This window comes from Streptomyces sp. NPDC088923 (genome assembly GCF_044749745.1).
Lineage (GTDB): Bacteria > Actinomycetota > Actinomycetes > Streptomycetales > Streptomycetaceae > Streptomyces.
Window position 1 is genome coordinate 251,710 of record NZ_JBIVIO010000004.1, and the last position, 25,005, is coordinate 276,714.

Here is a 25,005-nt window from a genome sequence, read left to right on the forward strand (position 1 = left end):
GGGCCGGGAGCTGCCGCCGCCTCGGTCCCTCCCCGCGCCGTCATCCCCCGCTCGGGGCCCGGCTCAGGTCGACCACGCAGAAGAGGTTGTCGTCCGGGTCGGCCAGGACGACGAAGTCGGGGTCCTCCGGGTAGAGGGGCCAGTCGACGCGGCGGGCGCCGAGGGCGAGGAGCCGGGCGACCTCGGTGGACTGCTCCTCGGGGGATTCCGCGAAGAGGTCCAGGTGGACGCGGGGGCGGGGCTCGGGCGGGGACTGGCTGAGCATCAGGCCCAGGGCGCGCCCCGAGCCGTCCGCGTGGCGCAGCGTGCTCCACGTGTCGCTCCGCCACTCCTCGCTCTCGACGAGCGGGAGCGCCGAGGTCCAGAACGCGACCGCGCGGGCGAGGTCGGTGACGCCGATGACGGTGATTCCGAGGGTCAGCATGGGACGAGGCTAGTGCGCTCCCGAGGGCCGCGCGTCCCGTTTCTCCCCAGCGCGCGGAGTCGGCCGGGCGGTGGGGAGGAAGGGCCGGATCGCCCCGAGGGCGAAGATGCCCGAGCGGGCCGTGGGCGCGAGGAGCGCGTGCGGCGCCCGGTAGGTGAGGCGCCCGGCACGGGACGCGCCCGCGCCCCGGTCCGAGGGGCCGGGGCGCGGGCGGTTGCGGTACGGGGCGGGCCGGGTCAGCGCATCGCCGCCGCTGCCGCGCGGGCCAGCGTGCCCGCAGCCTCGGAGCGGGCCTTCTTGCTCGCCTTGCGGTCCGCGAGGGTCTTCGCGGCGGCGGTGAGGATCTTCTTGCCCGGTTTCTTCTTCGTGGCCGGGGCCTGGGAGAGGGCGCTCGCCGCCGCCTTCTTCTCGGCCTTCGTCGGCTTCGAGGCCGCGACGGTCTTACCGGCCGCCGATGCGGAGCCGGAGCCGGTCGCCTTCTTCCCGGAGCCCTTCTGCGCGAGGGCGCTGCCCGCCGCCTTCTTGCCCGAAGCGGTCTTCGCCTTCCCGCCCACCGTCTTCCCGGCGGCGGAGGCGGGCTTCTTGCCCGTCGTACCGGAGGTCTTCTTCGCCGTCGTACCGGACGTCTTCTTCGTCTTCGTCTGCGCCATCTCGTCCTCCGTCATGGTGCGTTCGTTCGCTGACGCAACGTCGGGTACCCGGTGGACGCCGCCTCAGGCAGGCTCCGCGCGCACCGCTTCCGCGCCGCCCCTCGCCTGCCCGGGAGCACGGACCGCCGGGACGCACGCGGCGAGGAGGGCGCCGCATACTCCGGCCAGGGCGAGGAGGTAGAAGCACCAGCGCACGCCGAGGCCCGAGTCCAGGGTCCAGCCGGTGAGCGAGGGGCCCACCACCGCGCCGATCCGGCCCACGGCGAGCGCCCAGCCGAGCCCCGGACCCCGCAGGTGCTCCGGATACCGGGTGACGACGAAGGTGTTGGTCAGCGACTGCGAGCCGATGAACCCGAGCCCACCGAGGAACATGAGGACGAAGAGCAGCCACAACGGCGGCCCCGCGCTGATCGCGACCACGCCGACCGCGCCGCTCAGGAAGGCGATGACGACGACCGGCTTGATGCCGATCACGGCGGCGACGCGGCCCCCCGCCGCCATCCCGACACCCGCTCCCGCCCACATCACGGTGGTCTGGAGAAGCGACGAGCCGAGCGAGTAACCGCTCTCGTGCATCAGGGTGGGCAGCCAGGTGCTGACGCCCAGCACCAGAAGCAGGCCGAAGAACGACAGCCCCCAGAACAGGAGCGTGACCGCGAGGGTGCCGCGCTGGAGCAGGTGCCGCAGCGAGGAGCCGCCCACGGCGGCCTCCGCACGCTCGGTCGAGGGGAAGAGGCGGGGCGCGACGCACATCAGGACGACGGCGGGCACCGTACCGGCGACGTAGATCCACCGCCACGACTGCTCCGGCAGCAGGACCGCGCCGAGCGGAGCCGAGGCCAGCGCGCCGACCGCGTAACCGGTCATCATCAGGCCCACGTTGCGACTGCGGCGATCAGGAGGCGACAGCTCAGCGGCATAAGCGGTCACGGTCGGCATCACGATCCCGAGCCCGACGCCGACGACCGTGCGCGCGGCGGCCAGTACGTCGGCGCCCGGGGCGAGGCTGGAGGCGAGCATCCCCGCCGTGAAGAGGCCGATGCCCCACAAAAGCACCCGCCGGCTCCCGTACCTGCGCACCCCATTGGCGGCGAGCGCCGCTCCGAGGATGCCGCCCATCGACGTGTACGAGCCGATGTTCCCCGCCGTCCCCGTGTCCAGGCCGAGCGAGTGGTCGGCGAGGAGGGAGGGGACGGTGACCCCGAAGCACGCCGTGTCGTACCCCTCCAAGGTGCAGACGAAGGCCAGCAGGAGGAGCAGCAGGGGAGTGGGGCCGCTACGGGCCCGTGGTGTGGCGGTCTGCGGCGTGGACATGGGTGCGGACATGCGTGCGGTCCTCCATGAGCGGCTCTGGCATGGATGGCGCGACTCTCCGCGGGAGCGGCCGAGGCGTGACGCGACGGACGCTAGGGCTTCACTATTCGTGAAGTCAATGCATCATGGTGAATGTGCTCTCGGGCGCGGAGGAGCTGAGGCAGCGTGGGTTCAAGGAGCGGCACCGGACGATCGGGGCGTATCGCCGGTGTGCGGGGCGGGGTGGGGGCGGCTGGGCTCGGCGTGGTCGCCGCGCAGCCCGGGGATCTAGTCCCGGTACCGGTCGAAGACGCGGTTGCCGTCGCGGACGAGCTTCGTGCGGAGGGTGTCCAGGTCGATCGCGCCGTTGTAGTACTGCTGGAGGGCCGGGGTCGCGACCTTGTCCATCCACTCGGGGTAGCCGCGCGCGCCGAGGGCCGGGGAGGCGACGAGGTGGGTCGCGGAGTGCGCGCCTGTGCGCCAGCCGTTCTTCTCGGTGTTCAGGGACGGGTCGCGCAGGGACGCGGTGCCGGTGGGGAGGAGCCAGTCGCCGCGCGCGAGGCGGGTGAGGGACTCGGTACGGGTCAGGAAGGCCAGGAACGCGACGGCGGCCTCCTTGTGGCGGCACGCGCGCGAGACCGACAGCGTCTGCGGGCTCACGCCCTGCGCGCGGCCCCCGTCCGGCGCCCCGCGCCCCACGGGCAGCGGCAGCGTCACCCAGTCGAAGCCCTTCGGCGCCTGCTGACTGACCTGCTGGCGGTACGAGAAACCGAGCGGGACCATCGCGTACCGGCCCGCGAAGAAGCCGGGCAGCGTGTCGCCGCCGCCCATGCCGAGCCCGCTCGCCGGGGCGGTGCGCTCGTCCCGTACCTGCCGCCTGATCAGCTCGGCGACGGCCGAGTCCGTCGCGTCGAAGCGGACCCGCGTGCGGTCGTCCTCGCGGTGGATGATCCGCCCGCCCGTCGTCACCGCCATGTTGACGGTCTGGTTGACCGGTTCCTTCATCGCCCAGACGACGCCGTACCGGCTCTCGCGCCCCTTCTCGTGCCGTGTCAGCTCCTTCGCCACCTCCTCGAACTCGTCCCAGGTCCAAGGGCGTTCGGCGGTGGGCAGGGTGATGTGCGCTCGGGTGAGGAGCGTGCGGTTCGCGATCAGGACGCGTGGCTCCTGGAGGAACGGCACGCCGTAGAGGCCGCCCCGGAAACGGGCCGTGTCCCAGGAGGCGGTGGGGATACGGGCGCGCAGGTCCGCCGGGAGCAAGTCGCTCAGGTCCGCGAGGTCGCCGCCGTGGCCGAAGTCGGTGAGGTCGTTCGCCTCGTCGTGGACGATGTCGGGCGCCGCGCCCCCGGCGAAGGAGGTGAGCAACTGGTCGTGGACGTTGGTCCACGAGCCCTGCACGTAGCGGACGCGGACGGCCGGACGCGACCGGTTCCACTCCGCGACGAGTGCCTTGTTCGCGGCGACGGACTCCGCCTGCCAGGCGAGGGAGAGGAAGTCGAGGGTCGGGCGCCCGTCGTCGTCCTCGCCCGAGCCGCAGGAGGACAGCAGGCCGGAGGAAGCGAGGGCCGCCGTCGCCCCGAGTACCGTGCGGCGCCGCATCAGCCCTTCACCGCCCCGCCCAGTATCCCGCTCGCCAGGCGCCGTTGCAGGAAGCCGAAGAAGAGGAGGCTCGGCAGCGTCGCGAGGATCGAAGCGGCGGCCAGCGGGCCGAGGTCGGCCGCGCCCTCCGCGCCGAGGAAGTGGGTCAGGATCACCGACATCGTCTGCTTCTCCGGGGACTTGAGCAGGACAAGAGCGAAGAAGAACTCGTTCCAGGCGGTCACGAACGAGAACATGAGGGTCGCGACGAGCCCCGGCGTGAGCAGCGGCAGGACGACGCTGCGCAGCGTGCGCCACCGCCCGGCCCCGTCCACGGCCGCGGCCTCCTCCAGCGAGGGCGGCACGGCACGCACGTACCCCTGGAGCATCCAGAGCGCGAACGGAAGGTTCCACACGACGTACACGACGATCAGACCCGGCAGTGAATCGATCAGACGCGCGCTTCGGAGCACCAGAAACAGCGGGATGATGATCAGCACGAAGGGGAACATCTGGCTCACGAGCACCCAGCCCGTACCGAGCCTGCCGAGCACCGAGCGGTACCGCACCATGACGTACGCGGCGGGGACGGCCACCGCCACCGAGATCAGCGCGGCCGAGCCCGCCACGAGCAGGCTGTTGAGGCCCGAGCGGAGCAGCGGCTGCTGGTCGAAGGCGGCGCGGAAATTGGCGAGTGTCGGATGCGCGGGGAGCCATGTCGGGTCGACGGAGCCGAGTTCGCGCGGGGACTTGAAGGCGGTGGACAGGAGCCAGAGCAGGGGGAAGGCGAGGAAGACGAGGTAGCAGAGGAGGGCGAGGTACTGCCCGGTGCGCCCCGCCGCGCGGCGCGCCCGCCGCCCCGGAGGCACCGCGGCCCGCCCGCCCGCAGCCCGCCCGCCCGCGGCCCGCCCGCCCGCCGCCCGCCCGCCCGCCGCAGCGCCCGGACGCTCCGCCCGCCGCCCCACCGGAACGGAACCGCTCACTGGTCCTCCCCCTTCAGCCGCCCGCGCAGGAACACGGCCAGGATCACCGCGATCACGGCCATCATCACCAGACCCATGGCCGCCGCATAGCCGAACTGCCCGTACCGGAAAGCCTCTTCGTACGCGAAGAGCATCGGCAGCCGCGTCTTCCCGCCGGGCCCGCCATTGGTCAGGACGTACACGAGTCCGAAGGAATTGAAGTTCCAGATCAGTTGGAGTGCCGTGATGGACACCGCGACCGGTCGCAGCGCCGGCCACGTCACCGTACGGAAGCGCCGCCACATCCCCGCCCCGTCCAGTGCCGCCGCCTCACGCAGTTCGAGCGGTACGTTCTGGAGCCCCGCGAGCAGCACCACCGTCGTCTGCGGCATCCCCGCCCACACCCCCACCGCGATCACGGCGGGCAGCGCGAGCGAGAGGTCCGAGAGCCAGTCGGTGTGGCCGCTCGTCAGGCGCAGATCGCGCAACGTCGTGTTGAGCAGGCCCGCGTCCGGGTGGTAGACGAGCCGCCACATGATGCCGATGACGACCTCGGGCATCGCCCACGGCACGAGCGCGAGCGTCCGCGCGAGCCAGCGCAGGCGCAGGTTCTGGTCGAGCAGGAGCGCGAGCCCGAGCGACAGGACGAACTGGAGTGCCGTGACGGCGAGTGCCCAGGTCAGGCCGATGCGGAACGAGTCCCAGAAGAGCGAGTCCCAGCGCAGCGCCGCGAAGTTGTCGAACCCCGTGAAGGACGTGCCGCGCGCGCTGCCCGACTGCGCGTCGGTGAAGGCGAGCGAGAGACCGTACAGGAGCGGCACGACGCTCAGCACGAGGACGGGGATCAGCGCGGGAAGGAGCAGGAACCAGCCGTCGCGGTCGAGTCCGAGAGCGGTGCGCCGCGCGCCCGGACTCCTCGGCGGCGGGCCGCCCCGTACGCCCGGGCCGCCCGGTGCGCCCGCCCCGCTCCGCGCGCCCGCCCCGCCCCGCGCGCCCGCGCGTTCCGGCGCGGGATCGCCCGTCACCGTCATCCCGGCCCCTTCCCCCGTCGTGGGCCCCGGCCGGGAGCCCGTGTCCCGTGGGTGATCCCCATGGTGCGGAGGAGGGGGCCGTGGCGTCTACCCCTCGATCACCTCGCCTGTGGCTCCGCCTTCTCGATCATCGCCCGCGCCACCCGTACGAGTGATGCGTTGTCGTGCGCCGCGGTGCCGTCCGGCAGGAAGAGCGTGTCCTCCAGGCCGGTACGGGTGTCGAGCCCGAGTTCCGCCGCGAGCGCGAGGACCGGCCACGCGCCCTCGTCCTCGCCGTGCAGCAGTACGGGCACAGGTGCGGGCAGGACGGCGCCGAGCAGGACGCGGGCCGTCGTGGCCGCCGACGCCGGTTCCTGGTCGGTCACCTCGGCGAGGATCCGGAGGGTACGGGGCGCGAGCGGCGAGGCGCGGAAGCGCGCCGGGCCGTCGGTCCCCGACCACAGCCCCGCCTCGACACCGATCCCGCGCTCCATCAGCAGCGCCGCCAGCTCCTCGGCGCCCGGCTCGTGCCAGTTGACGGAGGCGTGGTCGGGAAGCTCCGCCCACGCCCGTACGTGCGCGAGCCGCGCCGCGGGGTCCGGCCCGGCCCACGCCCCGGTCGTCACGCCGACCGCGACGCCAGGGGGCAGGGCGCCCCGCACCGCGCGCAGCACCCGCGCCACGTCGTCCGGCGCGAGCGAGTCGGCGCCCGCCGCGTCCTTCGGGTGCACGTGGATGTCGGTGGCCCCGGCCTCGTACGCGGCGCGGGCCTCGGCGGCGAGCGCGGCGGGCGTGGCGGGGAACCAGCGGCCGGTGGCGGGGGAGCGGACGCCGTTGAGGCAGACCTGAAGCATGGGGCCGATCCTGGCAGACGCCCCAGCACGGACGCGCGGCAGGCGAGGAGGCCACCCGGCGGCCCCTCACCCGTACGGCCGCCCGGCGTGGCGCGGGCGGCCCGCCGGTGGTGCGGTGGGAGGCCGGGACGGGAGGCGGCCGTGGCGCGGACAGAGGCGGGAGCGGAGAGCGGGGCGGCGGGGACGGGTGGGGGAGCGGCGGGCGGTCACGGGGGCCCGGTGACGGACGGGGACGGCGGGGGAGCGCGGAGCGGTGGGGGAGCGGCGGGTGGCGGCCTCGGGACCGTACCGGCTTCGGGGCGTCTTCCGCACAGTCACGTCCCGGCCCTGGCCTCGCTCGCCGCCCGCGTCGCGCGCGACCCCGCGCCGTACTACCGGCTCCTGCACCGCGAGCCGGGGCCCGTGCGGGTGCCGGGCACGGCGGGTGGCGGTGACGGCATCTGGCTGGTGGGGCGCGACGCGGACGTACGCGCGGCGCTCGCCGCACCGGGGCTCGTGGCGGACGCGGCGACGGGGGACGTACCGGGGCTGGTCGACGGGGCGGGGCTGCTCGCGGGGGAGGGGGTGCGGGCTGCTGGGGCGGGTGCCGGGCTCCCCTCCGCCGGTGTGCGTGCCGACGCGCCGCCGCCGCGTGTCGCCGGGGTGGTCGCGCGGGCCGGGCACGTGCTCGCGGGGCGGCTCGGCTCGCGCGCGAGCGCCGATCTCGTACCGGAGTTCTGCGACTGGCTGCCCGCCGTCGCGCTCGGTGCCGCGCTCGGCCTCCCGTACCGCCGCACCGAGGCGCTGCGCCGCTGGTGCCGGGCGGGCGGTCCCGCGCCGCTGCCGCTGCCCGACGCCCTCGCGGTACGGGCGCGGGGCGCCGAGCGCGCCACCGCCTACGCGCTCGCCTCGCTCCTCGGCGCGCTGCTCACGCGCCCCGCCCACCTCGCGGCCTTGCGCGAGGAGCCCGCGCTCATCGACGCGGCGTGGGCCGAGACGCTGCGCCACGACCCGCCCGCGCCGTACCTGGTGCTGCGCGCGCGGGAGCGGGTGCGGCTGCCCGGCGGGGCGGTCTCGGCGGGGGAACGGGTGCTGTGCCTGCTCGGCGCCGCCGGGTGGGACCCGGCGGGCTATCCGGACCCGGGGCGCTGGGACCCGTCCCGGGTCGGGCGCACCCCCGTACCGGCGCATCCGTGGCCGGACCTGGGGCTGCTGACGGTGCGGTACGGGCTGCCGCCGCTGCTCGGGGTGCGGGGGCTCGCGCTCGCGCCCGGGTTCGCGCCGAGGGCGGTGGGGGTGCGGGTGCGGGGGCCCCGGCGGCTGCTGGTGCGGCTCGGGGGGTGAGGAGGGGGCGGGGCCTCGTAGGCGGTGGAGGATGTGGCGCGGCCCCGCCGCACGGGGAGTGCGGCGGGGCCGGGAGTGGTGCTGTGCCTCGGGGGTTACTTCTTCTGCCAGCCGATCAGCTCGGGCGGGCCGATGACGCCGTAGTTGCCGAAGAACTGACCCGCACCGTAGTTGGTGAGGCCCTTCTTGACGGCCCAGATCTTGGGACCGTTGTGCGTCGGCATGATGCCGTACGTCTCCATGGCCTTCTTCTCGACCTCTTCACCGGTCTTCAGCTGCTCGTCCAGGGTCGGCAGGTTGGTGACGGCCTGGATCTCCTTGTCCATGCTCTTCGGCACGGAGTGGGAGAGGTTGAGCTGCGAGTCGGAGCAGTACACCTGGCAGATGTAGAGCATCCCGTTCGGGTCGCTGGAGGTGAAGCCCAGCCCGAAGATGTCGAAGGAGCGCTCGGTGATGATCTTGTTGAAGTCGGCGGACGGACGCGCGTCGATGTTCAGCTTCACGCCGATGTTCTTCATCATCTGGGCGATCGCGGTGGCACGGGCCTTGATGGTGGACCGGTCACTGACGGTCGGGTAGCTGACCTCCAGCTTCTTGCCGCCCTTCTCGCGCACCCCGTCCGAACCGACCTTCCAGCCCGCCGCGTCCAGGTCCTTCTTCGCCTGCTCCGGGTCGAACTTGACGAGGCTGCCGAAGACGTCCTTGTACCCCTTCTGGAAGGAGTAGAGGTTGATCGAACCCGGCAGGTCCTCGGTGTAGCCCATGCCCTGGAAGGCGATCTTCGCGTACTGCTTGCGGTCGATGCCCTCCATGAGGGCCTTGCGGACCGCGACGTCCTTCAGCACGGGCGAGGAGGTGTTGAACATGAGGATGTTGTTCGTGGTGTCGGTGCCGCGGCGCACCTCGGTGCCCTTGACCCCCTTCACCTGGTTGAGCGCCTCGCCCTCACGCACCTCGACGGCGTCGATCTGGCCGTTCTTGAAGGCGTTGATGCTGGCGCTGTCCTCCATCTGGACATAGGTCAGCTGGTCCAGCTTCGCCTTGGCGCCCCACCACTTGGGGTTGGGCTTGAAGGTGATCGTGCCGCCCTTGAAGTCGAACTTCGTGATGGTGTACGGGCCGGCACCCCACTCCGGGTGCGGCTTGTTCAGGTACGCCTTGTTGAAGTCGTCGGCCTTGGCGATGTGCGGGTTGAGCGGGTTGTAGAAGAGGGACTTCCAGTACACGAACTCACCGGAGAAGGTGACGATCGCCTCCTTGGCGTCCTTGCCCTTCTTGACCGAGGCGATGCTGGAGTAGCCGTCGGTGGAGCCGACGACGAAGTCCTTGTCCTTGCCGTTGAGCGCGTTCCAGGTGTCCCGGAACATGGTCCAGTCCATGTCCTGGCCGTCGTTCCACTTGGCCTTCGGGTTGATGTCGTACGTCACCTGGGTCTTGCCATCGACCGTCGCCTCCTTGACGTCGGTCAGGTAGTCCTTGTTGAAGGTGATGTTCCCCTTCGGGTCGTTGAAGGAGAGCTGCGGCTGGTAGAACCAGGCGATCCGCGAGCCGTACACGGTGGAGTTGCCGTGCAGGGGGTTGAGCTGGTCCGGGATCTCCGCGACGGGCAGCGTCATCTTGCCGCCCTGCTGGATGTTGCTCGCGGGCTGCGGGTTGTACGAGGTCAGCACACCGGACGCGCTGGTGGCGCCCTTCTCCTGCTTCTTGCCGTCGGAGTCGTTGTCGCTGTCACCCCCGCAACCGGAGAGGACGAGTGACGCGGTGGCGGCGAAGGCCACCGCGCTCAGAACGAGCTTTCTCATGACTGCCTTTCGGTGGGAACGTCGGCGGACGTGGTCAGGTCCGCCGGTGTCGAATCCGCGAAGTGGCACGCGGAGGAGTGGTCGGGGGTGGCCCGCGCGATCAGTTCCGGGGTGATCTCCAGGCACTGCCGCTTGCGCGACTCCGGCAGCGTCAGGTGCAGCGGGCACCTGCTCACGAAGCGGCAGCCGGGGCTGTCGTCGGTCGGGCTCGGCAGGTCGCCCTTGAGCAGGACGCGCTCCCGGCCCCGCTCGGCGACCGGGTCGGGCAGCGGGATCGCGGAGAGGAGGGCCTTGGTGTACGGGTGGCTGGGGTGGTCGAAGACCGCGTCGATGTCACCGATCTCGACGATCCGCCCCAGGTACATGACCGCGACGCGGTCGGAGATGTGGCGCACCACCGACAGGTCGTGGGCGACGAAGAGGTAGGAGAGCCCCAGCTCCGCCTTGAGGTCGTTCAGCAGGTTGATGACGCCCGCCTGCACCGAGACGTCGAGCGCCGAGACCGGCTCGTCGAGCACGAGCAGCTTCGGCTTCGTGGCGAGCGCCCGCGCGATGCCGATGCGCTGGCGCTGACCGCCCGAGAAGGCCGCCGGGAAGCGGTCACGGTGCTCGGGGTCGAGACCCACCAGCTCCATGAGTTCCCCGATCTGCCGGGTGAGGTCGTCCTTGGCGTGCCCGCCGGCCGCGCGCAGCGGCTCCGCGAGGATGTCGAAGACCGTCATACGCGGGTCCAGGGCGCCCATGGGGTCCTGGAAGACCATCTGCATCTCGCGCCGCACCGCGGCGATGTCCCGCTTGTGCCGCAACTCGGCGGCGTTCTTGCCCGCGACGGAGATGCTGCCGCGCTCCGGCGGCTTGAGCCCCATGATCTCCAGGAGCGTCGTCGTCTTGCCGCACCCCGACTCGCCCACGAGGCCGAGGGTCTCGCCCTCGCGGATGTCGAGGTCGATGCCGTTGACGGCGAAGACGGTGCCGACCTTGCGCTTGAGCAGTCCGCCCTTGGTGAGCGGGAAGGTCTTGGTCAGCCCCGAGAGTTCGAGGACCTTCGGGCGCTCCTCGCGGGGAACGGCGGCGGCCTCGGGCTCCCGCACCTCGGGAACGGGGAAGACGGGCTCGCCGCCGATGGTGCCGTCGCTGATCTCGGAGGCACGGCGGCAGGCCACGGAGTGCACGGCGATCTCCGGAGGCTCCACAGCGGGGGAGTCGCCCGGCCGCGTGCCGCCGATGGCCAGCAGCTCCGGCTCCCTGGCCCGGCACGCGTCCTCCGCGACCGGGCAACGCGCCGCGAAGGGACAGGCGTCGGGGAGGTCCACGAGGAGCGGCGGGGTCCCGGGGACCGGGGTCAGGGCGTCCCTGGCCCGGTCGTCCAGGCGGGGTATCGCGCCCATCAGGCCGATGGTGTACGGCATCCGGGGGCGCGCGAACAGCTCGTCCACCCCGGCCCGTTCGACGGGCTTGCCCGCGTACATGACCATGACGTCGTCGGCGGAACCCGCGACGACACCGAGGTCGTGCGTGATCATGATGACCGCGGCCCCCGTCTCGCGCTGCGCCGTCTTCAGCACGTCGAGGATCTGCGCCTGCACGGTCACGTCGAGTGCCGTCGTCGGCTCGTCGGCGATGATCAGGTCGGGGTCGTTCGCGATGGCCATGGCGATCACGGCCCGCTGCCGCATCCCGCCCGAGAACTCGTGCGGGAAGCCCTTGGCACGCCGCTCCGGGTTGGGGATGCCGACCAGGTCGAGGAGTTCGACGGCCCGCTTCCAGGCGGCGGCCGAGGAGATGTCCTGGTGGATCTGGAGCGCCTCGACGATCTGCGCGCCGATGCTGAAGATCGGGGTCAGCGAGGAGAGCGGGTCCTGGAAGATCATGCCGATGTGCTTGCCGCGCACCTTCGACATGGCCCGGTCGTCGAGCGCGAGGATGTTCTTCCCGCCGAGCGTGACCTCGCCCGTGACCGAGGCGTACTCGGGGAGCAGCCCCATGACGGCCATCGAGGTGACCGACTTGCCCGAACCGGACTCCCCGACGATGCCGAGGGTCCTGCCGCGGTGCAGGTCGAAGGAGACACCGCGCACGGCGTCCACGCGGCCCGCCTCCGAGGGGAAGGAGACCCGCAGGTCCCGTACGGACAGCAAGGGTTGCCGCGTGTCCGCAGGGGTTGTGATGGTGCTCTGCTCGGTCATGCGCGGCCTCCGGACTGCGAGGTGGGGTCGAGGGCGTCCCGCAGGCCGTCCCCGATGAGCGCCATCGCGACGGTGAGCAGCACCACGAGCGCGGCGGGCATGTAGAACAGCCAGGGAGCGGTGGAAAGGGTGCCCTGACCGTCGGCGAGCATCGCGCCGAGCGAGACGTCGGGCTGCTTGACGCCGAAGCCGATGAAGGACAGGGCGGTCTCCGACTGCACGGTCGACGCGACCCCGAGCGTGAACGTCACGATCAGCAGCGAGCCGATGTTGGGGATGAGGTGGCGGACGATGGTGCGCATCGGGCTGACCCCCATGAAGCGGGCCGCCATCACGTACTCGCGCTCGCGCAGCGAGGTGGCCAGCGACCAGATCACACGGGCCGTGAGCATCCAGCCGAAGACGGTGAGGACGATGACGAGGACCTTCCAGTCCCCCCGGTAGTGCGTGCCGACCAGCGCGATGATCAGGAACGACGGCAGTACGAGGAGGAAGTGCACCACGGCCAGCATGACGCGCTCGACCTTGCCGCCGAAGTACGCGGCGGTGGTGCCGAAGAGGCCCGCGATGACGGTCGTCAGGAGCGAGACGACCACGGCGATGATCATCGAGCGGCCGAGCCCGTGCACGAGCTGGGCGTAGCTGTCGTTGCCCGCGCTGTTGGTGCCCAGCAGGTGGCCGGACTCGCCCGGCGAGACCTTGAGTGCCGCGAAGTCCGCCTCCATGTAGTCCCAGTGCGTCAGGAACCGGCCGAAGATCGCGAAGAGAGCGAGGAGGACGAAGAGGACCAGCCCGATGAGCGCGCCCTTGTTGCGGGCGAATCGCCGCGCGTAGAGCCTGAACGGGGAGATGCGCTTCCCGGTCGTCCCCGTCGCGCGGGGCTCGTCCGCAGTGGCCTCACCCGTGCGTGCGGCGTCCGCGTCGGGTCCGACGCCTGGCATGTTGATGGCCATGTCAGCTCACCCTGATCCTGGGGTCGAGAGCCACGATGACGAGGTCGGAGAGGATCGCCCCGATCGCCGTCATGAGCGCGCCGAACGCGGCGACGGCGACGACACCGTGGACGTCGTTCGTGCTGATCGTCTTGGTGAAGTACTCGCCCATCCCGTGCCAGGCGAAGACCGTCTCGGTGACCACCGCGCCCGTGAAGAGCGCCGGCATCGCGAACGCGACCTGCGTGGCGACGGGGATGATCGAGGTCCGCAGCCCGTGCCGGTAGATGGCCTGCTTCCTGGTCAGCCCCTTGGAGCGCGCGGTGCGGACGTAGTCGGAGTTGATGTTGTCGAGGAGCAGCGAGCGTTGCAGCAGGTGGTAGCTCGCGTACGTGATGAACGTCAGCGAGATCGTCGGCAGGATCGCGTGCACCACCCGTGAGCCGAAGACGTCCAAGAACCCCGAGGCGTCCGGGTCCTGAGCCCCCGCGACGGGCAGCGAGCCGCCCAGGTGCTGGTTGAACGCGATGGCGAGGAGTACGACGCCCAGCGAGGCCACGGGCGCGGGGGTGTTGAAGGAGATCACCGAGATCCCCTGCCACACCCGGTCGCCGGCCTTGTACTGGCGCGAGGCGGTGTAGACGCCGAGGGCGATCCCGATGACGACCGCCAGGACCGTCGAGACGAGGACGAGCTCACCGCTGACGATGATCCGGTAGGACACCTGCTCGTTGACGCTGCCGCCGGTCGGCGACTGCCCCCAGTCCCAGTGGCCCACGACTCCTGATATCCAGTCCCACCACCGGTCCATGAGCGGTTTGTCGGGATTCAGGTTGTACAGCGACAGGGAGTGATTGATCTCGGCTGGAGTTCGAGGCGGTCGCAGAGCGGTGTAGTTCGACGCGGGCTTGAGGAAGGCATTGGCGAGGAAGTACGTGAGGTTGGTCGCGACGGCGATCATCAAAAACCAGCCGACTGCTTTGCGGGCGATGTAACGCAGCACTGCTAGCCGGCCTTTCGTTGAGCGTTTCGGCGCACTCCCGCGGTGGATGTGCCGCGGAGGTGGACGTGTGGGGGACCGGGCAACGGTTCGCGCGTGCTCGGACGGGACGTGCGAGAGATGCCCAGGTCAGAAAATGAGTGGTGCGCGACAGCTCCGGCGTACGACACTGAGGTCAGCTGACGGGATGGCACCAGTGGTCGATGCTGGGATGAGCAGTGCGCCGGGCATGGAGCGACAACCTCGCGTGTGAGTCGATCAGTTCAGGGCAGCCGTGCGATGCGGGCGGCACTGCCGTTGACCATTCCAAGTGGCGAGATATCGCGTCAAGATTCCGCAGGTCGCGATCAGGTTAAATTGCGGGGGTGTACCACCCATTCTTCGCAAAATCTTCGCTTCCGGTCCGGAAACGCGAGGAAAACACCGGTAGTGATCACCGTTGTCTCGGTGCGACTGTCCGCTATACGGACAGTCCTGACTGCCCCTCAGTCCTCGCCGGCAGGATCTCGCCCGTCACTTCACCGAAGCCGATCACCGTCCCGTCCGCCCCCGGGGCCGTCGCCGTGATCGTCACCTCGTCGCCGTCCTCCAGGAACGCGCGGCTCGTACCGTCGGCCAGCTTGAGCGGCTCCTCGCCGCCCCACGTCAGCTCCATCAGGCAGCCCCGCTCCCCGGCCTCCGGACCGCTCACCGTGCCCGAGGCGTACAGGTCCCCGGTGCGCAAGGACGCGCCGTTGACCGTCATATGGGCCAGCATCTGCGCGCCCGTCCAGTACATCGCCGAGAACGGCGGCCGCGAGACGGGCTGACCGTTCAGCCGGACCTCCAGTCGCAGGTCGAGGCCCCAGTCCTCCGATTCGCGCAGGTACGGGCGCAACGCGTGGGCCCGCTCGGGCGGCGCCACGCGGGCCGCCGCCAGCGCTTCCAGGGGCACGATCCACGGGGACACGGACGTCGCGAACGACTTCGCGAGGAACGGACCGAGCGGCACGTACTCCCACGCCTGCACGTCCCGCGCCGACCAGTCGTTGACGAGGCACACGCCGAAGACGTGCTCCGCGAAGGCGCCGGTGCCGACGGGCGTGCCGAGCGCCGAGCCCGTACCGACGACGAAACCGACCTCCGCCTCGAAGTCGAGGCGTGCCGAGGGCCCGAAACCGGGCAACTCGCCCTCGGCGGGCCTCTTCTGGCCGCAGGGGCGGACCACGGGCGTACCGGAGGCCACGACCGTGCCCGCGCGCCCGTGGTAGCCGATCGGGAGGTGCTTCCACTGGGGCGTGAGCGGATCGGCGCCCGGGCGGAACATGCGGCCCACGTTCGTCGCGTGGTGCTCGGAGGCGTAGAAGTCGACGTAGTCGGCGACCTCGAAGGGGAGATGGAGCGTCACCTCGTCGAGCGGGTGCAGGTGCGGCGTGACGGCCGCGCGGTGGTGGGCGTCGGTGAGGAGCGCGGTCAGCTCGGCCCGTACCGCCGTCCAGCGGGCGCGGCCCTGTGCGAGGAAGGGGTTGAGCGCGCCGTGCGCGAAGGTGTCGTCACCGAGCACGGCGGCGACGTCGAGGACGTGCGCGCCGATCGCGACACCGACGCGCGCCCGCGCGTCCCCGGCGGGCGCGAACACGCCGTAGGGGAGGTTCTGGAGTGGGAAAGGGGAGCCGGCGGGCACGTCGGCCCAGGTGGCGGCGGTCATACGGGGATCTCCTGGTAGGTGTCGGGAGTGCCCAGCAGGTCGGCTGCCTGCCGGAGCGGGGTCGAGGTGCTGCACGAGCCGTACGAGACGAGCAGGCGGCGCGCCGCGCGGGCGCCCGCGTCACCGAGCGCGTGCGCGCGCCGGGCGAGCCGCGCCGCGTCCTCGGTCTCCAGGACCGCCGTCACCTCGCCCGTCGTGGCGCCCCCGGCCGCGGCGGCGGTGGCGAGCAGCAGGTTGAGGTAGCCGTGATGGCGGAAACCGGTCGTGGGCGCGGTGTGCCGTACCGCCTCGTGCAGCCCCGCGGTCGCCTTGAACGGGACGCCCGCGCGGGCGCAGGCCACGAGCCAGGCCGCGACCTCGGGAGCCGTCGGAAACAGCTCCGCGCGGACGCCGCCGCAGCGGAGCTTGGCGCCGACCGGCCTGTCGAGCGACTCAAGTTCGGCGAGCAGGGGTTCGTACGCGGCGCGCGCCGCCGGTTCCGCGTACACCGGTACGTCCCCGGGCAGCGCGTCCAGCGCCTCGCGCACCCCGCCGGGGAACGCGGTGAGCGGCACCTCCACGAGCCCGAGCCGCAGCCGCGGATCGGCCGCGACCGCCGCGCAGTCGGCGGCGAGGCCCTCCGCGCCCCGGTCCGCGATGAGCCCCAGCGTGAGCGCGTCGCCCCGCTCCACCTGCTCCCGCAGCTCGGTGAGGCGGCTCGCGGGGACGAGGAAGCGGTGCGCGTGCAGCGGGTGTCCGGCGGCGAGGTCCGCGCGGTGGCGGGCGAGCGCCCGGTCCATCGGGAGCGCGGTCGGCGGGAAGAGGCCCGCGTCGTCGACGAGCGCGGCGAGCAGCGCGGCGGGCACGGTCATGCCTGCGGCCCCCGCCCCGCCCAGGTCCACGCGTACGCCCCGTCGTCGCTCGCGCGCCCGCCCTCGCCCAGCTCCAGAGGCCGGAACGTGTCGACCATGACGGCGAGTTCGTCGAAGAACTCCACGCCGATCGAGCGCTCGTACGCGCCCGGTTGCGGCCCATGGCTGTGTCCGCCCGGGTGCAGCGAGACCGAGCCCTGCCCGATCCCCGAGCCCTTGCGCGCCTCGTAGTTCCCGCCGCAGTAGAACATCACCTCGTCGCTGTCCACGTTCGAGTGGTAGTACGGCACCGGGATGGACAGCGGGTGGTAATCCACCTTGCGCGGCACGAAGTTGCAGATGACGAAGTTGTTCCCCTCGAAGACCTGGTGCACGGGCGGCGGCTGGTGGACCCGTCCGGTGATCGGCTCGAAGTCGGCGACGTTGAAGGTGTACGGGTACAGGCAGCCGTCCCAGCCGACCACGTCGAAGGGATGCTCCGCCTGCGTGAAGCGCGTCCCGACGACCTCGCCGCCCGCGCCCCGGTGCTTCACCAGGATCTCGACGTCCTGCCCCTGGCCCTGGAGGAGTTCCGTGGGGCCGTGCAGGTCGCGCTCGCAGTACGGCGCGTGTTCGAGGAGCTGCCCGTACCGCGAGAGGTAGCGCGCGGGCGGCGCGATGTGGCTGTTGCCCTCGACGCAGTAGACGCGCAGCGGCTCGTCCCCCTCGGGCAGCCAGCGGTGCGTCGTCGCGCGCGGCAGCACCACGTAGTCCCCGGCGCGGGCGGTGAGCCGGCCGAAGACGGTCTCGACGACCGCGCGGCCCGACTCGACGTACACGCACTCGTCGCCGAGTCCGTTGCGGTACAGCGGCGAGGGCGCGCCCGCGACCGCGTACGAGATCCGCACGTCGCCGTTGCCGAGCACGAGCCGCCGCCCCGTCACGACGTCCGCGTCCCGCCAGCGCTCGCCCTTGACGAGGCCGTGCAGCGCGAAGTGGCGCGGCAGGAGCGGGTGGTTGGGGACGGTGCGCTGGTCGGGCAGCTCCCAGACCGTGGAATCGGTGATCGCGGAGGGGACGTGCCGGTGGTAGAGGAGCGAGGAGTCGGAGGAGAAGCCCTCCTCGCCCATCAGCTCCTCGTAGAAAAGGCCGCCTTCGGGCCCTCGGTGCTGGGTGTGGCGTTTGGGGGGAATGTCGCCGAGGGTGCGGTAGTGGGGCACGGGGTCTCCTCTCGCCCGGGGGTGCGGGCGGCTCTGCCGGTGCGGCTCGTGCGGTCGTACGAGCAGGCTTCCCCGTCCGGCCGCGCCGGGCCGCGGTGGTGTCACCCGGACGGGGCGGTGACGCGGCGGAGCGGCGGTGGGGAACGGCATGGTGTCGCACTGGTGTTGCGATTATCGAGACAGGATGGATTGAATGTTGCAACACTGTGCGGAGGCGGGCCGTGCCGCGTCAAGGGCCCGGGCCGAAAGTGACGTCGAAGGAGTACGGATGACGGCGCGTGAGGCGGACGCGGGGCGCGGGGGCGCGTCCGCGCGCCGCGCGGACGGGGCGCAGACGCTGGAGCGTGGGCTCGGCGTACTGCGGATGCTCGCCGAGGCGCCGCACGGGCTGCGCGCCTCGGAGATCGCCGCCGCGCTGGGAGTGCACCGCTCGATCGCGTACCGGCTCCTCACCGCGCTGACCCGCAGCCACTTCGCCGCGCGCGACGCCGCCGGGCGCTACCGCGTCGGCGTCGCCTTCTACACGCTCGCGCAGCGCGCCCGCCCGCCGCTCGTCGATGTCGCGATGCCGGTGCTGCGCACCCTCGCCGTCGAACTCGGCGCCACCGCCTGCCTCGTGGTCCCCGACGGCCCGCACGCGGTCGCCGTCGCCGTCGTCGAACCCCCAGGCCCGGGCCCGCGCTTCTCGTACGGGGTCGGCAACCGGGACCCGCTCGACCGCGGCTCGGCCGGGCTCGCGCTGCTCTCGGCGGGTGAGCCGCTGCCCGGCGAACCGGAACGCGTCACCGAGGTCCGCGCGCGCGGCTGGGCCATCACCCACGAGGAGGTCACACCCGGCACGATCGGCGTCGCGGCACCCGTCCGCGCCCCCGAGCCCGCCGACCCGGCGGCGATCAACGTCATCACCCACCGCGCCTCGGTCGCGGACCGCGCGGTCCCGCTGGTCGTGGCGGCCGCGCGGCGGATGGAGGAGCTGCTCGCGGGGGAGGACTGAGACGGGGCGCGTGGGATGATCAAGACCCGCGCACAAGGTGACAAGGAGCTCGCGATGTCAGGGTTGTTCGACAGCCTGAAGAACTTCAAGGACAAGGCCGAGGAACTGGCCGGGGAGCACCACGAGAAGATCGCGGGCGGCCTGGAGAAGGCCGGCGACTTCATCGATGCCCGCACGGACGGCAAGTACAGCGAGAAGATCGACACGGGCGTCGACAAGGCACAGGACTTCGTGGAGAAGCTGGGGGAGAAGCGCAGGGCGGACGAGAAGCTGGGCGAGGACTGAGGCAGCGGGGCGGGTGGGGGCTGGGGTGCGGCTCGGGATTGACGCGCGAGGTGCTGCCGAGCTGACCCGGGCCGGGGTCTACGCCCTGGGTTGGGACTCGCCCGCGTCCCTGGAGCGGGCCCGCGAACCGTTCTCCCGGCTCACGGACTTCTTCGGCCGAGCGGCGGCCTCGGGCGAGGCGATGCCGCTCTGGATCGACTGAGGGGCCTGCGGGTGGGGCGGCTCCGGGGCCGTACCCTGCCCGACTGCCTCCCCCACCTCCCGTACGCACCGCCAGGTCCGTGCCACCTCCGCCGCGTTCTCCGCGTGGAAGCGGAAGGCCCGGGCCTCGGCGCGGGCGCCCAGGGGGCGGGTGAAGGGGAGGGGTTCGGTCAGTTCCACCGTCAGCGTCGTCATGCCGCCGACCGGGAGGTCCGCCGTGCCCGAGGCGGTCACCGCGCCGAGGCGCGCCTCCGGGTAGGCGCGGTCCGCGCAAAGGCGCGCGATGCGGGAGGCGGGGACAGTGACGTCGAGGAGCGGTCCGTAGCGCAGGAGCAGGGAGCCGTCGGCCTTCAGGACATGCGGGCGCACGACGCACGAGGCGTGCAGGGCGAGGACGTACCAGCAGCCCCACAGGTCGAGGACGAGAACCGGCACGTGCAGCCACGGCCAGGGGATCACGACCGCGAGGGCGACCGTCTCGGCGACGGCGACGAAGAGCAGGCCGTACATCATCGCGGACTGCGCGGGCGCGTACGGGGCGGCGATGTCGCCCTCGGCGACGCCGTCCGGGCCCCGGCGTCCCAGCCGGCGCGACAGGTCGCGCCACAAGGTCAGTTGGTGCTGGATGAGCGGTGTTCTCATGGCGTCCGCTCCTTCAGGAGGGTGAGTACGCGGCGCAGGACCGCCGCCTGGGCCGGGGCGAAGTCCTCGAACACGGCGTCGAGGAAGCCGTTGTCGGGGGTGTCCCCCACGGCGAGCTCCGCGGGGAGGAGTGCGAGCACTTCGCGGGCCGTGTCCTCGACGCGAGGGTCGTCCGGCGCGGCGTCCGCGAGCTCGTCGAGGCGCCGGTAGAGCTCGTACGCGCGGTGCGTCGTCGCCGGGTCCGTCGTGAACGCCTCGGCCAGCGGGCCGAGCCATGGGGCGGGCGCCGAGGTGTCGAGCAGCGCCAGGAGGCGGCGGTCGAGTGCGAGTGAGTCGGGTTCGGGGCCCGGCAGGTGCGCGGCGGCGCGGTCGAAGTCCGCGAAGAGCGTGGCGAGCGCGGGCGAGACGGGGGCCTCGGGCGGCAGTCCGCCCTCCGCTTCCGCCTGCGCCAGGAGGTCCCGCAGCCGGGCGCGCCGCCGCCGGATCGTCTCCTCCTGGCGCGCGAGGTCGGCGTCCAGCTCGGCGAGGATCTCCGCGAGGTCCTTGCCCGCGTCGTCGGCCAGCGCGTCCCGCACCTCGTCGAGGCTCAGGCCCAGCTCCGTCAGCCGCCGCACCCGGGCCAGCTCGACGGCGTCCCGCAGGCCGTACTCGCGGTAGCCGTTGGGCTGCCTGGCCGGCTCGGGCAGCAGGCCGATCCGGTGGTAGTGGCGAACGGTCCGGGTGCTCACCCCGGCCACGGCGGCCAGCTCTCCGATACGCATGAGGCCAGTAGAAACCTTGACGTCGCGACAAGGACAAGGGCTCGCGCGGGCGGCGAACGGGGGATCACCTGGGCCTTTGCCCATAGTCTATTTAGACTGCTAGTTTCCGGTCATGCCGCGACGCGCTCTCGACAACCCCCTCGTCCCCGACCTCCTCGGCCTCCTCCTGGAGGGCGACGCACACCCCCACCACCTCCTCGCCGCACTCAAGGCGGGCGGCGAGGCCCGGGCCACGGCCGCCCACCGGGGCACCGTCTACCACACCGTCACCGCCCTCGCCGAGGCCGGCTGGATCGCCCCGCTGGGCCGCGAACGCGAGGGGAACCGCCCCGAGCGGACCGTCTACACGCTCACCCCCGAGGGCCGCGCCGAACTCGTCCGCCGCCTCGACGCGGAGATCCGCGACCCGCGTCGCGAGTTCTCCCGCTTCCTCGGCGCCGTCGCCCGCCTCGGCGCACTCGGTCCGCGCGGCGCCGAGTCCGCGCTCACCGAACGCGCCACGCGCCTGGGAACCCGCATCGCCAAGGACGAGAAGCGCCTGGCCGAAGCGCACGCGCAAGGAGTCCCGCGCCTCTTCGTCATCGAGGCGGAGTACGCGCTGACGCTCGCGCGCGCCGAACACGACTGGCTGCACGGGCTCGTGGACGAGATCCGCGCCGGAACGCTCGCCTGGCCCACCGCGAAGGAGTCCGCGTGATCTTCGGCATCTACCCCGGCGGTGCGACGGGCGACGACAGCGGTGGACTCGCGACCGGCGCGCCCGACGACCCCGCGCGCGTGGGCGACGCGCTCGACCGGCTCCAGGGCGCGGCGGGCCGCCCCTTCCTCGTCCGCGCCTACCTGCACTACGAGGACGGGAACGGCGGCTTCCTCGCCACCGCGACCCCCGCCGACGCGGAGCGGTACGCCGTACGGGGCCGCCGCCTCGACCTCGTCGCGCAGTACCGCTCCGCCTCCGGCGACGTGGCCGGGTACCAGGACTGGCTGCGCGCGCTCGTCGAGCGGTACGGGGCCGTGACGGACACGCTCCAGGTCACCGAGGAGCCGAACGTCGTCGGCAACCCGGTGCTCGACGGGCATTACCCGCGCGTGCGCGAGGCGATCATCGCGGGCGTGCGGGCCGTCAAGGAGCACGCCCGCGCGCTCGGCCACACGCACCTGCGCACGGGCTTCAACACGACACCGCTGTTCGGCCCGGCGGCCGGATTCGTCGCGGACCTCGTACGGGAGGGCGGCGAGGACTTCACGGCGGCGCTCGACTACATCGGCCTCGACTTCTTCCCTGACGTCTTCCGCCCGGTACCGCCCACCGAGTTCGCGGCAACCGTCTCCGGCCTCCTCCGCCACCACCGCGAGAGGGTCCTCGCCCCCGCCGGTCTCGCCGAACTCCCGCTCCACATCACCGAACACGGCTGGCCGACCGGCCCGGACCGCTCCCCCGAGCGCCAGGCCGAGAGCGTCGAGACGGTCGTACACCTGGCCGCCGCCGCACCCGGAGTCGCCGCGTACACCCACTTCGCCCTCCGCGACGCGGACAGCGCGCGGCCCGGGCTCTTCCACCGCTTCGGCGTCATGACGGACACCTACGAGCCGAAGCCCGCGTTCGAGGTGCTGCGGGGGCTGGTGGAGCGGTACGCGTGATCGGGTACCGCCGCGCCCGGGACGCCGGGGCGCCGGGGTGTGGGCACCGGGGTTCCGGGTCGCCGGGGCGGCGGTGGTCCAGACCGTAGGGAGTCGTGGGGCGGGGCGTCAACGAGGGGGGACGGGACTGGCGGGAAATCGGGGTCAGTCGGTGCGGACGAGGAGGGCGACCGGGGCGGTGGCGAACAGGTCGGCGCACGGGACTCCGCCCTCGTAGACCTGGTAGGAGCGTTCCCCGGCCACCTCCTGCCAGCGACCCGGCGGCAGCGTCAGCACCGTGCCGTTCCAGCCACCCCCTTCCGCGAGCCGCGCCGCGAGCCGCGTGACCGCCGTGAGGACGCGGTCCGAGCGGACGAACGCGAGGCAGTGGGACGCCCCGGGGCCGCTCGCGGGCAGCGGAGCGTACGACGCGTCCTCGCCGAAGCAGTCGGGGCGCTCGCGGCGCAGGCGCAGCGCGGCGGCGGTCAGGGCGAGCTTCTCCTCGGGGAGGTCGCGCGGCGCGCGGCCCTCGTCCAGGGACCGCAGCGTGTCCCGTACGTCCGGCGGCGTACGCCTGTTGTCCGGGTCCACGAGCGTCCGCGACTCCGTCTCGGTGCCCTGGTAGACGTCGGGGACGCCCGGCATCGTCAGGTGCAGGAGCGCGCCGCCGAGGACGTTCGCCCGGATGTACGGCGCCAGTTCGGCGCGCAGTTCGGCGAGCCGGCCGCCGAGCGGCCCGCACGGGCCCGCCGCGACGAAGCGCCGCACCTCCTCCTCGTACGCCCCGTCCTGCTCCGTCCACGACGTGCGCAGCCCCGCCTCCCGTACGTGCTTGAGCAGCGCCTCGCCGAGCCGTTCCGCGTCCGCGATGCCGAAGCCGAAGGCGAGCTGCCAGGCCGCCCAGCCGAGGTGCGGATCGGGCGCGGGGCAGGCCGCGGCGGCCTCCGCGAGGAACGCTGCCCAGCGCTCGGGCACCTCGCTCAGCACCGCGATGGCCGCGCGCACGTCCGCGCTGCGCTTCGTGTCGTGCGTCGAGAGCACCGTGCCCGTCAGCGGCCAGTCGCGCTGCACGCGCCCGCAGTACGCGTGGAACACGTCGGGCGAGAGCGCGGGCGCGCCCGGGTCGCCGCCCACCTCGTTCACCGAGAGCAGCGGCACGTACCGGTAGAAGGCCAAGTCCTCGACGGACTTCGCGCGCAGCGCCGACGCGGTCTGCGCGAACCGGGTCCTGAACGCCTCGTAGGCGGGCCCGTCCCCGCGCCTGCCGAGCGCGAGGTCCCGTACCAGCGCCACCGTCTCCGCCTCCTCGGGCACCGCGAAGAGCGCCGAGGCCTCCTCGGCCGCCTGCGCCGAGAGCACGTCCTCGGGCGCGGCGCCCGCGTCGCGCGCCGGGTAGGGGCGGTAGACGGGGACCCGGACGAGGAGTTCGCGCAGCGCGGTGCGCAGCGCCCAGGGGGCGTGGTCGCGCACCGCGACGTCCTCGCGCGCGATCCGCGCCGCGTACCGCACGAGCGTCTCGACCTCGGCCGCCAGCTCGTGCGTCACGACGTGGTGCGCCGCCGCGCGCGCCGTCGCCGGCCACGCGCCCCCGCGCGCCTCGGCGGGCGCGGCGAGCGCGCGGTAGCGGGTGAGGAGTTCGCCGTGGCCGGCCGGGTCGGTGAACACGCCGTCGACGTGGCGCAGCGCGTCGTACCCCGTCGTGCCCGAGACCGGCCAGCCCTCGGGCAGCGCCTCGCCGTCCGCGAGGATCTTCTCCACGACGGTCCAGTGCCCGCCGGGCACGACCTCCGCCGCGCGCTCCCCGAGGAGCCGCAAGTAGCCGCCGGGGTCGGCGAGCCCGTCCGGGTGGTCGATGCGCAGGCCCCGCACGGCCCCCGCCGCCATGAGGTCCAGGACGAGACCGTGCGTCGCCGCGAAGACCTCCGGGTCCTCCTGCCGCACCCCGATCAGCTCCGAAATGGTGAAGAAGCGGCGGTAGTTCAGCTCGGTACGGGCCAGGCGCCACCACGCGAGCCGGTACCACTGCGCGTCGAGCAGCTCGTCGAGCGGCAGGTGCTCGGTGCCTTCACGGAGCGGGAAGGCGTGCTCGTGGTAGCGCAGCTCTCTGTCCGTCACGGTCAGTTGGTCCTGTACGTCGGCGAGCCGGCCGCCGAGCACCGGGAGCAGGAGCCGCCCGCCGCCGCCCGCCCAGTCCAGGTCGAACCAGCGCGCGTACGGGGATTCGGGCCCCTCGCGCAGGACGTGCCACAGCGCGCGCGTGTACCGGGGCGAGGCGGCCATGTGGTTGGGGACGAGGTCGAGGACGAGCCCGAGCCCGTGCTCGCGGGCCGTCCCGGCGAGCGCGAGCAGCCCCGCCCGGCCGCCCAGCTCCTCCCGCACCCGCGTCGGGTCGGTCACGTCGTAGCCGTGCTGCGAGCCGGGCACCGCCTCCAGGACGGGAGAGAGGTGCAGGTGCGAGACGCCGAGCGAGGCGAGGTACGGGACCAGTTCCGCCGCGTCCGCGAAACCGCGGCCGGGCGTGAGCTGGAGCCGGTAGGTCGCGGTCGGCGGGGCGAAGACCGCTTCGGGGGCGCGGGACGAGTCGGAGGTCATGGGGGGTTGTGTACCCGCGTGGCGGGCGAGTGTGTCATCGGGCGCGCGGGCGGATGGACCGGACGGGTGAACGGGAGCGGGGGAGCGGGAGGTACGGGGCGGGGCGCCGTGCGGTACGGGTCGCCCCGTACCCGTACCGCCGCCCCGCCTCCGTACCCC

At 72.8% G+C, this 25,005-nt stretch carries 22 protein-coding genes; 5 read left to right on the forward strand and 17 right to left on the reverse strand.

Annotated features, from left to right (window positions below; all coding sequences use genetic code 11):
- Positions 1–40 precede the first annotated feature (40 nt).
- From ACIP4O_RS19065 to ACIP4O_RS19095, 7 genes are all read right to left on the reverse strand, one after another.
- Positions 41–424 (reverse strand): VOC family protein, encoded by a 384-nt coding sequence (locus ACIP4O_RS19065; protein ID WP_401575789.1) that lies wholly within the window; start codon positions 422–424, stop codon positions 41–43.
- A gap of 236 nt (positions 425–660) precedes the next feature.
- Positions 661–1,089 carry a hypothetical protein gene (locus tag ACIP4O_RS19070; protein ID WP_401575791.1) on the reverse strand — a complete coding sequence of 143 codons (429 nt, stop codon included), beginning with the start codon at positions 1,087–1,089 and terminating at the stop codon, positions 661–663.
- A gap of 48 nt (positions 1,090–1,137) precedes the next feature.
- Entirely contained in the window at positions 1,138–2,400 is a 1,263-nt protein-coding gene (locus ACIP4O_RS19075; protein WP_401575793.1) for an MFS transporter, read from the reverse strand.
- A 255-nt stretch (positions 2,401–2,655) separates the two neighbouring features.
- Positions 2,656–3,966, reverse strand: coding sequence for an ABC transporter substrate-binding protein (locus ACIP4O_RS19080; RefSeq protein ID WP_401575795.1), 1,311 nt, complete (start codon positions 3,964–3,966; stop codon positions 2,656–2,658).
- Positions 3,966–4,928 carry a carbohydrate ABC transporter permease gene (locus tag ACIP4O_RS19085; protein WP_401575797.1) on the reverse strand — a complete coding sequence of 321 codons (963 nt, stop codon included), beginning with the start codon at positions 4,926–4,928 and terminating at the stop codon, positions 3,966–3,968. Before ACIP4O_RS19085 ends, ACIP4O_RS19080 begins: the two co-directional genes overlap by 1 nt.
- Positions 4,925–5,938, reverse strand: a complete 1,014-nt coding sequence (locus ACIP4O_RS19090; RefSeq protein WP_401575798.1) for a carbohydrate ABC transporter permease — start codon at positions 5,936–5,938, stop codon at positions 4,925–4,927. The genes ACIP4O_RS19085 and ACIP4O_RS19090 overlap by 4 nt, the downstream gene beginning before the upstream one ends.
- 98 nt (positions 5,939–6,036) lie before the next feature.
- The gene (locus tag ACIP4O_RS19095) at positions 6,037–6,771 is read right to left on the reverse strand and encodes a 3-keto-5-aminohexanoate cleavage protein (RefSeq protein WP_401575800.1); all 735 of its coding nucleotides are present in this window, start codon (positions 6,769–6,771) and stop codon (positions 6,037–6,039) included.
- Between the two features lie 141 nt (positions 6,772–6,912).
- Between ACIP4O_RS19095 and ACIP4O_RS19100 the strand changes: the two genes are divergently transcribed.
- On the forward strand, positions 6,913–8,094 hold the full coding sequence (locus ACIP4O_RS19100) for a cytochrome (RefSeq protein WP_401575802.1): 1,182 nt from the start codon (positions 6,913–6,915) through the stop codon (positions 8,092–8,094).
- Between the two features lie 95 nt (positions 8,095–8,189).
- Here ACIP4O_RS19100 and ACIP4O_RS19105 read toward each other — a convergent pair whose 3' ends face one another.
- The 7 genes from ACIP4O_RS19105 to ACIP4O_RS19135 form a co-directional block, all read right to left on the reverse strand.
- Positions 8,190–9,896, reverse strand: a complete 1,707-nt coding sequence (locus tag ACIP4O_RS19105; RefSeq protein WP_401575804.1) for an ABC transporter substrate-binding protein — start codon at positions 9,894–9,896, stop codon at positions 8,190–8,192.
- Entirely contained in the window at positions 9,893–12,082 is a 2,190-nt protein-coding gene (locus ACIP4O_RS19110; protein ID WP_401575806.1) for a dipeptide ABC transporter ATP-binding protein, read from the reverse strand. The genes ACIP4O_RS19105 and ACIP4O_RS19110 overlap by 4 nt, the downstream gene beginning before the upstream one ends.
- Positions 12,079–13,035 (reverse strand): ABC transporter permease, encoded by a 957-nt coding sequence (locus tag ACIP4O_RS19115; RefSeq protein ID WP_401575808.1) that lies wholly within the window; start codon positions 13,033–13,035, stop codon positions 12,079–12,081. The genes ACIP4O_RS19110 and ACIP4O_RS19115 overlap by 4 nt, the downstream gene beginning before the upstream one ends.
- Position 13,036: 1 nt before the next feature.
- Positions 13,037–14,017: an ABC transporter permease gene (locus ACIP4O_RS19120; RefSeq protein WP_401575810.1), complete on the reverse strand. Its 981-nt coding sequence runs from the start codon at positions 14,015–14,017 to the stop codon at positions 13,037–13,039.
- 457 nt (positions 14,018–14,474) lie between these two features.
- On the reverse strand, positions 14,475–15,701 hold the full coding sequence (fahA, locus tag ACIP4O_RS19125) for a fumarylacetoacetase (RefSeq protein WP_401575812.1): 1,227 nt from the start codon (positions 15,699–15,701) through the stop codon (positions 14,475–14,477).
- Positions 15,698–16,552 carry a hypothetical protein gene (locus ACIP4O_RS19130; RefSeq protein ID WP_401575814.1) on the reverse strand — a complete coding sequence of 285 codons (855 nt, stop codon included), beginning with the start codon at positions 16,550–16,552 and terminating at the stop codon, positions 15,698–15,700. Before ACIP4O_RS19130 ends, fahA begins: the two co-directional genes overlap by 4 nt.
- Complete coding sequence (locus tag ACIP4O_RS19135; protein WP_401575816.1) at positions 16,549–17,751, reverse strand: homogentisate 1,2-dioxygenase; 1,203 nt, start codon at positions 17,749–17,751, stop codon at positions 16,549–16,551. The genes ACIP4O_RS19130 and ACIP4O_RS19135 overlap by 4 nt, the downstream gene beginning before the upstream one ends.
- Positions 17,752–18,019: 268 nt before the next feature.
- Here ACIP4O_RS19135 and ACIP4O_RS19140 point away from each other — a divergent pair, with 268 nt between their 5' ends.
- Both ACIP4O_RS19140 and ACIP4O_RS19145 read left to right on the forward strand, forming a co-directional pair.
- The gene (locus ACIP4O_RS19140; RefSeq protein ID WP_401575818.1) at positions 18,020–18,745 is read left to right on the forward strand and encodes an IclR family transcriptional regulator; all 726 of its coding nucleotides are present in this window, start codon (positions 18,020–18,022) and stop codon (positions 18,743–18,745) included.
- 63 nt (positions 18,746–18,808) lie between these two features.
- Positions 18,809–19,030, forward strand: coding sequence for an antitoxin (locus ACIP4O_RS19145; RefSeq protein WP_401576241.1), 222 nt, complete (start codon positions 18,809–18,811; stop codon positions 19,028–19,030).
- Between the two features lie 78 nt (positions 19,031–19,108).
- Here the strand turns inward: ACIP4O_RS19145 and ACIP4O_RS19150 are convergent, their stop codons facing one another.
- Positions 19,109–19,873, reverse strand: coding sequence for a hypothetical protein (locus ACIP4O_RS19150; protein ID WP_401575819.1), 765 nt, complete (start codon positions 19,871–19,873; stop codon positions 19,109–19,111).
- The gene (locus ACIP4O_RS19155; protein WP_401575821.1) at positions 19,870–20,634 is read right to left on the reverse strand and encodes a MerR family transcriptional regulator; all 765 of its coding nucleotides are present in this window, start codon (positions 20,632–20,634) and stop codon (positions 19,870–19,872) included. The genes ACIP4O_RS19150 and ACIP4O_RS19155 overlap by 4 nt, the downstream gene beginning before the upstream one ends.
- Positions 20,635–20,746: 112 nt before the next feature.
- Between ACIP4O_RS19155 and ACIP4O_RS19160 the strand changes: the two genes are divergently transcribed.
- Positions 20,747–21,331, forward strand: a complete 585-nt coding sequence (locus tag ACIP4O_RS19160; RefSeq protein WP_401575823.1) for a PadR family transcriptional regulator — start codon at positions 20,747–20,749, stop codon at positions 21,329–21,331.
- Positions 21,328–22,275, forward strand: a complete 948-nt coding sequence (locus ACIP4O_RS19165; RefSeq protein ID WP_401575825.1) for a hypothetical protein — start codon at positions 21,328–21,330, stop codon at positions 22,273–22,275. Before ACIP4O_RS19160 ends, ACIP4O_RS19165 begins: the two co-directional genes overlap by 4 nt.
- Before the next feature lie 144 nt (positions 22,276–22,419).
- Here ACIP4O_RS19165 and treY read toward each other — a convergent pair whose 3' ends face one another.
- Positions 22,420–24,846: a malto-oligosyltrehalose synthase gene (gene treY, locus ACIP4O_RS19170; protein ID WP_401575826.1), complete on the reverse strand. Its 2,427-nt coding sequence runs from the start codon at positions 24,844–24,846 to the stop codon at positions 22,420–22,422.
- Between the last annotated feature and the right edge of the window lie 159 nt (positions 24,847–25,005).

Excerpts from the sequence above, each read along its gene's own strand:
- ACIP4O_RS19065 (WP_401575789.1), bottom strand. The coding sequence starts at position 424 with ATGCTGACCCTCGGAATCACCGTCATCGGCGTCACCGACCTCGCCCGC.
- ACIP4O_RS19070 (WP_401575791.1), bottom strand. The coding sequence starts at position 1,089 with ATGACGGAGGACGAGATGGCGCAGACGAAGACGAAGAAGACGTCCGGT.
- ACIP4O_RS19075 (WP_401575793.1), bottom strand. The coding sequence starts at position 2,400 with ATGTCCGCACCCATGTCCACGCCGCAGACCGCCACACCACGGGCCCGT.
- ACIP4O_RS19080 (WP_401575795.1), bottom strand. The coding sequence starts at position 3,966 with ATGCGGCGCCGCACGGTACTCGGGGCGACGGCGGCCCTCGCTTCCTCC.
- ACIP4O_RS19090 (WP_401575798.1), bottom strand. The coding sequence starts at position 5,938 with ATGACGGTGACGGGCGATCCCGCGCCGGAACGCGCGGGCGCGCGGGGC.
- ACIP4O_RS19095 (WP_401575800.1), bottom strand. The coding sequence starts at position 6,771 with ATGCTTCAGGTCTGCCTCAACGGCGTCCGCTCCCCCGCCACCGGCCGC.
- ACIP4O_RS19105 (WP_401575804.1), bottom strand. The coding sequence starts at position 9,896 with ATGAGAAAGCTCGTTCTGAGCGCGGTGGCCTTCGCCGCCACCGCGTCA.
- ACIP4O_RS19110 (WP_401575806.1), bottom strand. The coding sequence starts at position 12,082 with ATGACCGAGCAGAGCACCATCACAACCCCTGCGGACACGCGGCAACCC.
- ACIP4O_RS19115 (WP_401575808.1), bottom strand. The coding sequence starts at position 13,035 with ATGGCCATCAACATGCCAGGCGTCGGACCCGACGCGGACGCCGCACGC.
- fahA (WP_401575812.1), bottom strand. The coding sequence starts at position 15,701 with ATGACCGCCGCCACCTGGGCCGACGTGCCCGCCGGCTCCCCTTTCCCA.
- ACIP4O_RS19130 (WP_401575814.1), bottom strand. The coding sequence starts at position 16,552 with ATGACCGTGCCCGCCGCGCTGCTCGCCGCGCTCGTCGACGACGCGGGC.
- ACIP4O_RS19140 (WP_401575818.1), top strand. The coding sequence starts at position 18,020 with ATGACGGCGCGTGAGGCGGACGCGGGGCGCGGGGGCGCGTCCGCGCGC.
- ACIP4O_RS19150 (WP_401575819.1), bottom strand. The coding sequence starts at position 19,873 with ATGAGAACACCGCTCATCCAGCACCAACTGACCTTGTGGCGCGACCTG.
- ACIP4O_RS19155 (WP_401575821.1), bottom strand. The coding sequence starts at position 20,634 with ATGCGTATCGGAGAGCTGGCCGCCGTGGCCGGGGTGAGCACCCGGACC.
- ACIP4O_RS19160 (WP_401575823.1), top strand. The coding sequence starts at position 20,747 with ATGCCGCGACGCGCTCTCGACAACCCCCTCGTCCCCGACCTCCTCGGC.
- treY (WP_401575826.1), bottom strand. The coding sequence starts at position 24,846 with ATGACCTCCGACTCGTCCCGCGCCCCCGAAGCGGTCTTCGCCCCGCCG.